This is a genomic window from Pantoea rwandensis (assembly GCF_002095475.1).
Taxonomy (GTDB): domain Bacteria; phylum Pseudomonadota; class Gammaproteobacteria; order Enterobacterales; family Enterobacteriaceae; genus Pantoea; species Pantoea rwandensis.
Map to the genome: position 1 here is coordinate 10,313 of NZ_MLFR01000014.1, position 11,498 is coordinate 21,810.

Consider the following 11,498-nt stretch of genomic DNA (forward strand, 5'->3'; position numbering starts at 1 on the left):
TTAGGCCTATGCCTGCACTCCTGCGCCTGCTGAATGCGCTGGCGCTGCTGACCTGGCCATTTTTGGTCTGGCTGGCGGTGACACACCCGCAGTGGCGCGGAGTGATTGTCGTGCTGGCACTGGTGTTTGGCTGGCGGATCTGGAACTTGCGGCATGCGCAGGGCGCGATGGGCCGCGTGATGCTGCTGCTGGCGCTGGTTGGTACCCTGTTGTGCCTGGCCAGTGTGCTCTTACGCAGCCAGCATCTGCTGCTGTGGTATCCGGTGGTGGTCAATGTGCTGATGCTGCTGATGTTTGGTGGCTCCTTATGGAGCCCGATGCCATTGATTGAGCGGTTGGCGCGGCTACGTGAGCCAGAACTGCCGCCGCGAGCGGTGCAATACACGCGACGCGTGACGCAGGTGTGGTGCATTTTTTTTATCGGTAATGGCAGTGTGGCGTTGTTCACCTGTCTGCTCAATGATGTCACGCTATGGACACTCTGGAATGGGTGCATCAGTTACCTGTTAATGGGGACGCTGATGGGCGGCGAATGGCTGTTACGCCAACGCTTAAGGAACAAGACATGAACGTTTTGAGTATCCGCGAATGGTTTACCGCTCCGGATCGCGTGGTCGCCTGGCAAGGGCAGCAGCAACACTGGTTATCAGAAATGCGTCAGCAGGTGCAGGCGCTGGCGGATAAGCTCCGCAGCCAACCCGGCCAACACTGGGCGTTGTGCTTCGATAACAGCTACCATTTCACGGCCGCGCTATTGGCGTTGTGGTACGCCGGTAAGACACCAGTGATCCCTGGACATTGCCGTGCCGCGCAACTCGAAGAGATGGCGGAACATCTTGATGGCGTCATCAGTGATATGCCGCTGGCCATCTCTCTGCCACAAATACGCTGGGACGGAGCGTTAGCGTTGGGTGAATTGCCGATATTAGATGCTAGCGCCGAGTTAGTGCTGTTCACATCGGGTTCAACGGGCGCGCCACGTCGGGTGGTGAAATCCTTACGGTCGTTGGATTTGGAGGCGCAATGGCTGGCCACCTTATGGGGCCATCGCTTACAGCAGTGTCATGTCATCGCTTCAGTCAGCCATCAGCATCTGTATGGGCTGACATTCCGCATCATGCTGCCAATGGCGCTCAGTTTGCCACTCGCCGCACAGCAAATATTCTACAGTGAACAGCTGGCCGATCAGCGCCGCGATCGTCGCTACCTGTTTATTAGCAGCCCAGCCTTTTTACGTCGTCTGGACACGTCGTTAATCACACCGCCTTGTGCACTGGTGGTCTCTGCCGGAGGCGCCTTACCTCGGTCTGATGCGCAGCGTGCGCAAGCCGCTTTGCACTGTGTCGTGGATGAAATCTACGGAAGCACCGAAACTGGGGTGATTGGCTGGCGCTCCGCCGATGCCGAGCAGGCACTGTGGCGCTGTTTTCCCGATGTGACCTTGCGTGAGCAGGAGGCGGGACGCTGGCGGGTATTTTCCGCCCTGCTTGAAACCGAAGCCGGCTGGCCGCTTGATGATCGTATTCTTCAACAGCCTACTGGTGAATTTCAGCTGGCTGGTCGCCAGGATCGCGTCGTTAAAATTGAAGATAAGCGCGTATCGCTGAGCGAAATTGAACGCCGTTTGTTGACGCTATCCGGCGTCGAAGATGCTGCGGCGCTGGCGATTCAGCGCCATGGACGTCATGCGATAGGTGTGGTGCTCGCCTTGCCTGACATCCCGGATGCGGCAACGTTGTCACAGTATAAGAAGCAGTGGAAAAGCGCGTTACAGCCTTGGCTTGAACCCGTGGCGATGCCGCGCTACTGGCGCGTGGTGACCAACATTCCCATCACGGCGCAGAGCAAACGCGCGTGGCCACAAATTGAGGAGTTATTTGATGTTGCCGGTTGAACTTGACGCCCAGCAGCAGGGGACGACGCTGACGTTGCGCCTGCGCGCCTCCGCCGATCTTTTTTGGTTTCGCGGCCACTTCCCCACGTTGCCGATTTTGCCCGGTGTGGCGCAACTTGACTGGGTCATGCACTACGGTCTAACTCGCCTGGCGCCCGGCAAAACCTTTGCTTCTATTGATAACATCAAGTTCCAGCAGCCCGTACCGCCGGATGCGGAACTGGAACTGCAACTCATTTGGCAGGAAGAGAAATCGCTGCTGAGTTTTAGCTATAGTCTGATGGGTCATGACAGCGTTGACGTTGCGAGCAGCGGGAAGATCCGCCTGTGCTGAAGCCCTGTATTTTGATTCCCTGCTACAACCATGGTGCGATGTTGGCATCGGTGTTAGCACGGCTTGCCCCCTTTAATCTGCCGGTGATCATCGTTGATGATGGCAGTGATGCAGAGACGAAACAGCATATCGCCGCCTTGAGCGCGCCACAGTTAGAGATACTGACTTTGCCGCACAATCAGGGGAAGGGCGCTGCCGTGATTGCAGGTATGCGTAAAGCCGCAGCGGCAGGCTACAGTCATGTGCTGCAACTTGACGCTGACGGTCAACATCAGGTTGAAGACACACCCCGCATGCTGGCAGAAGCCGAGCGCCATCCTGAGTACTTGATCTCCGGCCAGCCGATTTATGACGCGTCGATTCCCAAATCGCGCTTGTATGGTCGCTACATCACCCACTTCTGGGTATGGGTTGAGACGCTGTCATTCTCACTGAAAGACAGCATGTGTGGCTTTCGCGTCTATCCATTGCAACCTTCGCTATCACTGTGCGATCGCCGAGCGATCGGACAACGCATGGACTTCGATACTGAAATCATGGTGCGTTTGTACTGGCAGGGTACGCCAAGCCGCTTTATCAGCACGCGCGTAACCTATCCCGCCACCGGTCTGTCTCACTTCGATGCGCTGCGTGACAATCTGCGTATTTCATGGATGCATACGCGTCTGTTCTTTGGCATGTTGCCGCGCATCCCTCAACTGTTGCGCCGCCGCGACCCGATGCAGCACTGGTCAGCCACGCCGGAACGTCGTGGGCAGCATGGCTTACGCTTCATGCTGTGGTTGTATCGTCGTGCCGGGCGATTGCCGTTTAAGTTATTGCTGTGGCCAGTGGTGGCGGTGTACTGGCTGAGCGGACGTGAAGCGCGTGCGGCATCCAGGCAATGGCTGGCGCGTGTGCAAGCGGAAGCCAGTAAGCAGCAGATTGCACTGCCTGCTCCCCTCAACAGCTATCAGCACTTTTTGCGTTTCGGCTATAGCATGCTGGATAAAGTCGCCAGTTGGCGCGGTGATGTGCAATGGGGGCGTGATATTGATTTTGCGCCCGGTGCTGAACAGGTCATTCGCTCGGCAGACGGTAAAGGACATTTGATTCTGGCCTCACATCTCGGTGATATCGAAGCCTGTCGCGCCATGGCGAAACAGGTGAGCGGGCTGGTGATTAATGCGTTGGTGTTTACCGATAACGCACAGCGCTTTCGCGACGTGTTAGAGAGCATCGCGCCACAGGCCGGGGTCAACCTGATGCCGGTGACGGACATTGGCCCTGATACGGCGATCTTGCTGCAACAGAAACTGGATGCCGGCGAGTGGGTCGCCATCGTGGGCGATCGTACGGCAGTGCATCGCCAACGCGGCGGTGAACGTCGCGTGGTGTGGAGTCCATTTATGGGGCGTCCGGCACCGTTTCCCCAAGGACCCTTTGTGCTGGCCGCTGCGCTGCGCTGTCCGGTACTGCTGATGTTTGCTTTGCGTGAACAGGGCACATTGCGGGTGCACTGTGAACCCTTCGCCGATCCGCTATTGCTGCCACGTGCCCAGCGCCAACAGGCGTTGCAGACAGCGGTAGATCGCTATGCCGAAAGATTACAACAGAATGCGCTGATGGCGCCGCTGGACTGGTTTAACTTTTACGATTTCTGGACCTTACCAGAGGAGAAAAGCCGCGATGAGTGAACGCATCTGGCGCGCTGAAGTTGCATTAACCGTGTCATTCCACGACTGCGATCCGATGGGTGTGGTGTGGCACGGTAACTACTTCCGCTTTTTTGAAGTGGCGCGAGAAGCGCTGCTGCGTAGCGTCAACTACAGCTACAGCGAAATGGCTGCCAGCGGATTTGTCTGGCCAGTGGTGGATACGCGTGTGAAATACCGCCAACCGCTTCGCTGTGAAGAGGCGATCCGCGTGGAAGCCAGCATCAGCGAATATGAAAACCGTCTGCGCATCGATTATGTGATCCGCAATGGTGCAGGGCAGGTCACCACCAAAGCACATACATTGCAGGTGGCGGTTGATGCGAAGAGCCAGGAGATGCAATTCGTTTCACCTGACATTTTGTTTGAACGCTTAGGGGTTAAACCGTGATCAGAATCTTTTGCCTGTTACTCACGCTGGTGGCTGCCGGTGCCCAAGCTGTCACGCTCGACCAGTTACAGCAACGCTTCGCTAGCCAGCCGGTGATCCGGGCTAACTTCGAACAGGTGCGCACCATTTCCGGCATGTCGCAGCCGCTGGTGTCGCGCGGCCAGCTTTTGATTGCCCAGCAACAGGGTCTGTGGTGGCATCAGGCGACGCCGTTTGTCATGACGTTAATCCTTGACGACAAACGTATGGTGCAAAGCATGAGCGGCCAGCCGTCACAGGTGATCACTGCTGACAGCAATCCGCAGATGTTCCAGTTTAATCACCTACTGCGTGCGCTTTTTCAGGCCGATGAAAAGGTTTTGCGGGAGAATTTTGACCTCGATTTTCAGGACCGGGGGAACGATAACTGGCAGCTCAGCCTGATACCGAAGGCGGCACCGCTAAATAAAATCTTTAACCGTATCGATCTGCAAGGCGCGGCCTTCCTGAATGGCATCACATTGGATGACAAACAGGGCGATAAAACGGTGATCACCCTCAGCGATACCCGAACCGAACCCAAACAACTGACTGATGAAGAGCGAGCGCGTTTTGCCCCAGCGCAGTGAAAAAACCTTCGCATTGCTGTGGTTAGCGGTGTGTCTGGCACTGGCGATCGCGCTGGCAATCCTACTGCCACGCAGCCAGTTAAACAGCAGCGTGCTGGCCTTGTTGCCCCAGCAAAATCTGGGACAGGCACCGGCTGAAATTCAGCAAGGCTTTATGCAGCGCCTGGATCGTCAACTGGTGTGGCTGGTCAGTGCCAATCCGCAGGAGGGTGATGCGGTAGCACAGTGGTGGCAAACGCAGTTACAGGCGTTGCCGATGTTGAAACAAGTGAGTGGTGCGCTAGATGATGACCAGATGCAACGTTGGGGCGCCTACGCTTTTCAGCACCGCAATGGGTTGATAGACCCTCTCACGCGCGCACGCTTGCAAAATGGCGGTGGGGCGCAGGCTGACTGGATCCTGGCGCAGCTATTTTCAGCCTTTGCCGGTGTGGGTAGCAAAGAGATCCAAAACGATCCGCTGCTGCTGGTGCGTGGAGCACAGTTGGCGCTGCAACAGAACGCCAGCAAAATGGTGCTACACAACGGCTGGCTAACGGTGAATGACGCTCAGCAGCGCCGCTGGTATTTCCTGCACGGTGAACTGGCGAGTAATGCATTCAGTATCCAGCAGAGCCATCAACTGGTCACCGCGCTGAATCAGTTAGAACAGCAGTTGAAAACCCGATGGCCGGATGCACAGTTGCTGACGCGTGGCACGGTATTGTTTAGCGATGATGCCAGCCAGCGGGCACAACATGATGTTGAAACGCTGGGCAGTGTGACGTTGGGCGGTTTGCTGCTACTGATTTGGCTGGTGTTCCGGTCGCTGCGGCCTTTGGCGCTGTGCGCATTATCCGTGGCGATAGGCGCGATGGCGGGAACCGTCATGACGTTGCTGTTTTTTGGTGAGCTGCATCTCACCACGCTAGTCATGAGCCTCAGTATTGTCGGCATCTCTGCCGATTATACGCTCTACTATCTGACGGAGCGGATGGTGCATGGCGAGCACACTACGCCCTGGCAAAGCTTGCACAAAGTGCGTGCGACCTTGCTGCTGGCACTGGGCACCACCGCGATAGCCTGGTTGCTCATGCTGTTAGCGCCTTTCCCTGGTCTGCGTCAACTGGCGGTCTTTGCCGCAAGTGGGTTAAGCGCATCCTGCCTGACGGTGATTTTTTTCTACCCCTGGCTGGTGCGCGGCTTACCCGTACGTCCGGTTCCTGCCATGGTGTGGCTAGCACGCTGGTTAGCGGCGTGGCGTCGTCACAACGGGTTGAAGTTTGGCTTACCGCTGTTGGTGGCCATTTATGCCATTAGCGGCATGATCCAACTGCATGTCGATGATGATATTGCGCATCTGCAAAGTGCGCCGGCCAAACTTTTAGCCCAGGATCGCCAGTTAGCGCAGCTCACTGGACAGCAGGCAGATCAAACCTGGTTTGTGGTATGGGGCGACAACGAGCAGCAGGCGCTTCAGCGCTTAAGTGCGCTGGCGCCAAAGTTACAGCAGGCGCAGCAGAAGGGTTGGTTTGCCGGCTACCGGGTGTTGCCGCTTAATTCACTGGCACAGCAGCAGCAAGATAGTGCGCTGTTACAACAGGCGGCACCGACCATTTTGCATCGTTTACAGCAGGCGGGTATCACCGCAGCGAATGCCGATCTGAGTACGATGTCGGTCACCCCGCAAGATTGGCTGGCCAGCCCACTGAGTGAAGGCTGGCGATTGCTCTGGCTGTCGTTGCCGGATGGACGCAGCAGTGTGTTGGTCCCGGTTAACGGAGTGAAAAACAGTGCGGCGCTGTTTGAGCTGGCAACCCAGCAATCTGGCGTTAGCTGGGTCGATCGCAAAGCCAGCTATGATGAACTGTTCCGCTTCTGGCGCACGCTGTTGAGCGGTTTACTGGCGTTAGCGCTGCTGTTGATCACGGTGAGTTACACCGTGCGCCTCGGGTTTAAAGTCGGCCTACGCAGTGCCTTGCCGTCGTGGCTATCGCTGGCGGCTGCATTGGCAACGCTGGGGTGGATTGGGGCGAGTTTAAACTTATTCGCGCTGCTGGCGCTGATTCTGGTGCTCGGCATTGGGATCAATTACACGCTGTTCTTCAGCAATCCGCGTGGCACACCGTTGACGTCGATGCTGGCCGTGACGCTGGCGATGATGACTACACTGTTGACGCTGGGCATGTTGGTGTTCAGCAGCACGGCGGCGATCAGTGGCTTTGGTACGGTGCTGTGTAGCGGTATTTTTTGTGCATTCTTGCTGGCGCCAATGGCGCTGGCTCCGGGGAAAAGGAAACAACGATGAGAACGGGTGCATTTCTGCTGATGCTGAGTCTGCTATTAAGCGGCTGTGCGCAGCATGAGGGTCAGTCCAATCGGCCAACCGCATGGCTCAAGCCAGGCGTGCGCGTCACCTTACCGGCTCCGGGTATTTCCCCTGCGTTTCAGCAGCAGCAATTGTTGACCGGTCACGCGAAAGGGAAAACCCAGTCGCTGCTGGTGTTGCTGAGTGCTGACGCGCAACAAATCAGCCTGGCGGGGCTATCCTCGTTGGGGATTCGCTTGTTCCGCGTGACCTATGATAAAAACGGCATTCATACTCAGCAAATGATGGCACTGCCAGAGATGCCACCTGCGAGTCAGGTGCTGGCCGATGTGATGCTCAGCCACTGGCCTGTTAGCGCCTGGCAGCCACAGTTGCCGCCAGGCTGGCAGTTGGTCGACATCGGCGATCGTCGCGAGTTGCGCGATGCGTCCGGCGAGCTGGTGACGCTGATTCGCTACCTGCAACGCGGGAAGATCCGCGAGCCGATCAGCATCGATCAGCGCGCCTTCGGTTATCAAATTGACATCCAGCATCTGGACGCTTCTTCATGATCTACATCTCGGCTTTCGGTATGGTGAATGCATTGGGCAACAGCCTGGCACAGATTGCTGCGCAGCTGACGCAAGGCCGTGCGCCCGGCATGCAGCCGCGCGAAGGCTGGTTGCAGCAGGGGAAGGTTTGCTGGCTCGGCGAAGTGCAGGGCGAGTTGCCGTCGATCCCGGTTGCGCTTGCTGCGCATAACACACGCAATAACCAATTACTGTTAGCGGCACTGGCTCAGATTCGCCCAGCCGTCGAGGCCGCCATAGCCCTGTATGGACGTGATCGCGTGGCGATTGTGCTCGGCACCAGTACGTCGGGTGTGGATGAAGGTGACCGTCAGGTCGATGAAGGCCTGGCGGGTTACGATTATCGCATGCAAGAGTTAGGTGACCCCTCACGCTTCCTGGCGCACTACCTTGAACTCGACGGCCCGGCCTACACCCTTTCTACAGCTTGCTCTTCCAGCGCTCGCGCTCTGATCAGCGGGCAACGCTTAATTCAGGCTGGACTGGCGGACGTGGCGCTGGTGGGAGGAGCCGACTCCCTCAGCCGTATGCCGATTAATGGTTTCGCCAGCCTGGATTCACTCTCTGCGTCCCAGTGTGCGCCGTTCAGCGCCGAGCGTGATGGCATCTCCATCGGGGAAGCCGCGGCACTGCTCTTACTCACGCGTGAATCCCAGCCACTGGCGCTGCTTGGAGCTGGCGAGTCGTCGGATGCCTGGCATATGTCAGCACCGCATCCAGAAGGCGAGGGTGCTGAGCGCGCGATGCGGATGGCGCTCCAGCAGGCGGGTTTGCAGCCGCAGGAAGTTGGCTATATCAATCTGCACGGTACGGCTACGCCGCTCAATGACCAGGTGGAAGCGGGCGTTATCCATCGTTTGTTTGGCGACAGCGTGCCATGTAGCTCGACCAAACATCTGACGGGCCACACCTTAGGCGCAGCCGGTGCGACGGAGGCCGCCTTGGCGGCGCTGATTGTGCAACAAAACTTGCCTTTACCGGCGCAGGATTTTAGCGCAAGCACCCAAGATTCTACGTTGCCAGCCTGTGGATTACTCACGTCACCCCAGCCGCTGGCACGTCCCATTATTGCCTCAAACTCTTTTGCTTTTGGCGGGAACAATACCTGCCTGATTGTAGGAAAGCCTCATGACTGATTTTCTGCCGGTGAGCCAATATTTGCCGCACCGCGCACCGATGTTGTTATTAGACCGCGTCCTTCAGGTCAGCGAAGACAGCGTCGTGTGTGAAGTGACAGTAAATAACCAAGGTGTGCTGGCCCCTTTTCTTACCGCGCAAGGTGAATTACCCGCGTGGTTTGGCGTTGAAATCATGGCGCAAACGGTGGGCGTCTGGTCCGGTTATCATGCCCGCCAACGCGGCGATATCGATATTCGTCCCGGTATGCTGTTAGGGGGGCGAGGCTATCGTGCAATAACGCCCAGCTTTGCGGCGAATAGCAGGTTATGCGTTGCAATGCACCTGCTAATGCGGGATGACAAACTCGGCAGTTTTGAAGGCGAAATCCGTAGTCAGGACAGAGTGATAGCCAGTGGTCGGCTGAACACCTATCAGCCGGATGAACAGGAACTCACCCGATTAGCACAACAAGGAACTCAGCCATGACACGCAACGTATTAGTGACCGGCGCAAGTAAAGGTATTGGCCGTGCCATCGCATTGCGTCTGGCGCAGGATGGATTTCAGGTGGTGGTGCATTATCACCGTGATGAGCAGGGCGCGCAGCAGACGCTGGCGGAAATTGAAGCCGCGGGCGGCAACGGGCGCGTGCTGGCATTCGATGTCGCACAGCGCGAGGCGACACGTTCAGCCATTGAACAGGATATTGCTGCGCACGGCGCTTACTACGGTGTAGTGAACAATGCGGGCATCACGCGGGATGGCGCGTTCCCGGCGCTAACCGAAGACGAATGGGATACGGTGATCCACACCAATCTCGACAGTTTCTACAACGTTCTCCACCCCTGTGTGATGCCGATGATTGGTCTGCGTAAAGGTGGACGTATCATTACGTTGTCATCGGTTTCTGGCCTGATGGGCAATCGTGGTCAGGTGAACTACAGCGCGGCGAAAGCCGGGATTATCGGCGCGACCAAAGCGCTAGCGATAGAACTGGCTAAACGAAAAATCACCGTCAACTGTATCGCACCGGGATTGATCGACACCGGAATGACCGACCTGGAACCGTTAGTGATCGATGAAGCGCTGAAGATCATTCCGATGAAGCGTATGGGGGCGGCGGAAGAAGTCGCCGGGCTGGCCAGCTATTTGATGTCAGATATCGCGGGCTATGTCACGCGTCAGGTGATTTCAATTAACGGAGGTATGTTGTGATTCAGCGTGTAGTGGTAACCGGCATGGGCGGCGTCACGGCGTTTGGTGAAAGCTGGCCTGAAGTGGCTGCGCGTCTGAAGCAGGGGGAAAATGCCGTGCGTAAGATGCCTGAGTGGGAGATTTATGATGGCCTCCATACCTTACTCGGTGCCCCGGTCGATAACTTCGCTTTGCCTGCGCACTACACCCGTAAGCGCATTCGCTCCATGGGCCGCGTGTCATTGATGGCGACGCGTGCGACTGAACTCGCACTGGAACAAGCGGGGCTGATTGACCATCCGGTGCTGACCAGCGGTGAAACCGGTATTGCGTATGGCTCGTCCACCGGCAGTACCGGTCCGGTGAGTGAATTCGCCACCATGCTGACGGAAAAGCATACCAATAATATTACCGGCACCACCTACGTGCAGATGATGCCGCACACAACGGCAGTGAACGCGGGTTTATTTTTTGGTTTACGGGGTCGCGTGATCCCTACGTCAAGTGCCTGTACTTCAGGCAGCCAGGCGATTGGTTATGCGTGGGAAGCGATTCGTCATGGTTATCAAACCGTCATGGTCGCGGGAGGGGCAGAAGAGCTTTGCCCGTCCGAAGCGGCGGTGTTTGATACCCTGTTTGCCACCAGCCAGCGTAATGATGCGCCTCATACCTCACCGGCACCGTTTGACCAGCAGCGTGATGGTTTAGTGATTGGTGAGGGTGCCGGTACGCTGATCCTCGAATCTTTGGAACATGCGCAAGCGCGCGGCGCAACCATTTATGCCGAGCTGGTGGGGTTCCACACTAACTGCGACGCGGCGCATATTACCCAGCCGCAGCGTGAAACCATGCAAATCTGCATTGAAAGAGCGTTGAAGACCGCCGGCGTGACGCCAGACCAGATTGGTTATATCAATGCGCATGGTACGGCTACTGACCGCGGCGATATCGCTGAAAGCCTGGCGACCGCGGCGATTTTCGGCGAACAGACGCCGATATCATCATTGAAAAGCTACTTTGGGCATACCTTGGGGGCGTGTGGTGCACTAGAAGCCTGGATGAGCATTGAGATGATGCGTGAAGGGTGGTTTGCGCCTACGTTGAATTTGTCGCAACCGGCGCAAGAGTGCGGCGAACTGGATTACATCATCGGCGAACCACGGCTGATTGATACGGATTACATCCAGTCTAACAACTTTGCCTTCGGTGGTATTAATACTTCGCTGGTGTTCAAACGCTGGAGTGAAGCTTAAATCTCGTTTCAAGGCGGCTTTCGGTATGGAAGCCGCTGTTTTTCAGTGATAACCCGCCCCAAAATCCCCACATAGCATGTGCCAAAGTGACGATGCTTGTTCACCTCACCATTCAATGAGTTCAAATCGATAATT

At 56.8% G+C, this 11,498-nt stretch carries 12 protein-coding genes; all 12 read left to right on the forward strand.

All coding sequences use genetic code 11. The features are described from left to right. Positions 1 to 8: 8 nt before the first annotated feature. Genes HA51_RS14215 through HA51_RS14270 form a run of 12 tightly spaced genes read left to right on the forward strand, consistent with a single transcriptional unit; the run spans position 9 to position 11,363 of the window. Entirely contained in the window at positions 9 to 569 is a 561-nt protein-coding gene (locus HA51_RS14215; RefSeq protein WP_084935257.1) for a COG4648 family protein, read from the forward strand. Further along, positions 566 to 1,894 (forward strand): AMP-binding protein, encoded by a 1,329-nt coding sequence (locus HA51_RS14220; RefSeq protein ID WP_084935258.1) that lies wholly within the window; start codon positions 566 to 568, stop codon positions 1,892 to 1,894. Before HA51_RS14215 ends, HA51_RS14220 begins: the two co-directional genes overlap by 4 nt. Continuing rightward, entirely contained in the window at positions 1,881 to 2,228 is a 348-nt protein-coding gene (locus HA51_RS14225) for an ApeI family dehydratase (protein ID WP_084935259.1), read from the forward strand. The genes HA51_RS14220 and HA51_RS14225 overlap by 14 nt, the downstream gene beginning before the upstream one ends. Beyond that, positions 2,222 to 3,904, forward strand: coding sequence for a glycosyltransferase family 2 protein (locus tag HA51_RS14230; RefSeq protein ID WP_281253444.1), 1,683 nt, complete (start codon positions 2,222 to 2,224; stop codon positions 3,902 to 3,904). Before HA51_RS14225 ends, HA51_RS14230 begins: the two co-directional genes overlap by 7 nt. After that, positions 3,897 to 4,313, forward strand: a complete 417-nt coding sequence (locus HA51_RS14235; protein WP_084935260.1) for an acyl-CoA thioesterase — start codon at positions 3,897 to 3,899, stop codon at positions 4,311 to 4,313. Before HA51_RS14230 ends, HA51_RS14235 begins: the two co-directional genes overlap by 8 nt. Further along, positions 4,310 to 4,921 (forward strand): outer membrane lipoprotein carrier protein LolA, encoded by a 612-nt coding sequence (locus tag HA51_RS14240; protein WP_084935261.1) that lies wholly within the window; start codon positions 4,310 to 4,312, stop codon positions 4,919 to 4,921. The genes HA51_RS14235 and HA51_RS14240 overlap by 4 nt, the downstream gene beginning before the upstream one ends. Continuing rightward, a complete protein-coding gene (locus tag HA51_RS14245; RefSeq protein ID WP_084935262.1) occupies positions 4,887 to 7,208 on the forward strand; it encodes an MMPL family transporter in 2,322 nt (773 codons plus the stop codon). Before HA51_RS14240 ends, HA51_RS14245 begins: the two co-directional genes overlap by 35 nt. Continuing rightward, positions 7,205 to 7,780, forward strand: coding sequence for a DUF3261 domain-containing protein (locus tag HA51_RS14250; protein ID WP_084935263.1), 576 nt, complete (start codon positions 7,205 to 7,207; stop codon positions 7,778 to 7,780). Before HA51_RS14245 ends, HA51_RS14250 begins: the two co-directional genes overlap by 4 nt. Continuing rightward, positions 7,777 to 8,934, forward strand: coding sequence for a beta-ketoacyl-[acyl-carrier-protein] synthase family protein (locus tag HA51_RS14255; protein WP_084935264.1), 1,158 nt, complete (start codon positions 7,777 to 7,779; stop codon positions 8,932 to 8,934). The genes HA51_RS14250 and HA51_RS14255 overlap by 4 nt, the downstream gene beginning before the upstream one ends. Next, positions 8,927 to 9,403, forward strand: a complete 477-nt coding sequence (locus tag HA51_RS14260; RefSeq protein ID WP_084935265.1) for a hotdog family protein — start codon at positions 8,927 to 8,929, stop codon at positions 9,401 to 9,403. The genes HA51_RS14255 and HA51_RS14260 overlap by 8 nt, the downstream gene beginning before the upstream one ends. Then, the gene (locus tag HA51_RS14265) at positions 9,400 to 10,131 is read left to right on the forward strand and encodes a 3-ketoacyl-ACP reductase FabG2 (protein WP_084935266.1); all 732 of its coding nucleotides are present in this window, start codon (positions 9,400 to 9,402) and stop codon (positions 10,129 to 10,131) included. The genes HA51_RS14260 and HA51_RS14265 overlap by 4 nt, the downstream gene beginning before the upstream one ends. After that, positions 10,128 to 11,363, forward strand: coding sequence for a beta-ketoacyl-ACP synthase (locus HA51_RS14270; protein WP_211282944.1), 1,236 nt, complete (start codon positions 10,128 to 10,130; stop codon positions 11,361 to 11,363). Before HA51_RS14265 ends, HA51_RS14270 begins: the two co-directional genes overlap by 4 nt. The last annotated feature ends 135 nt before the right edge of the window (positions 11,364 to 11,498 follow it).

Excerpts from the sequence above, each read along its gene's own strand:
- HA51_RS14260 (WP_084935265.1), top strand. The coding sequence starts at position 8,927 with ATGACTGATTTTCTGCCGGTGAGCCAATATTTGCCGCACCGCGCACCG.
- HA51_RS14225 (WP_084935259.1), top strand. The coding sequence starts at position 1,881 with ATGTTGCCGGTTGAACTTGACGCCCAGCAGCAGGGGACGACGCTGACG.
- HA51_RS14235 (WP_084935260.1), top strand. The coding sequence starts at position 3,897 with ATGAGTGAACGCATCTGGCGCGCTGAAGTTGCATTAACCGTGTCATTC.
- HA51_RS14250 (WP_084935263.1), top strand. The coding sequence starts at position 7,205 with ATGAGAACGGGTGCATTTCTGCTGATGCTGAGTCTGCTATTAAGCGGC.
- HA51_RS14220 (WP_084935258.1), top strand. The coding sequence starts at position 566 with ATGAACGTTTTGAGTATCCGCGAATGGTTTACCGCTCCGGATCGCGTG.
- HA51_RS14255 (WP_084935264.1), top strand. The coding sequence starts at position 7,777 with ATGATCTACATCTCGGCTTTCGGTATGGTGAATGCATTGGGCAACAGC.
- HA51_RS14245 (WP_084935262.1), top strand. The coding sequence starts at position 4,887 with ATGAAGAGCGAGCGCGTTTTGCCCCAGCGCAGTGAAAAAACCTTCGCA.
- HA51_RS14215 (WP_084935257.1), top strand. The coding sequence starts at position 9 with ATGCCTGCACTCCTGCGCCTGCTGAATGCGCTGGCGCTGCTGACCTGG.
- HA51_RS14265 (WP_084935266.1), top strand. The coding sequence starts at position 9,400 with ATGACACGCAACGTATTAGTGACCGGCGCAAGTAAAGGTATTGGCCGT.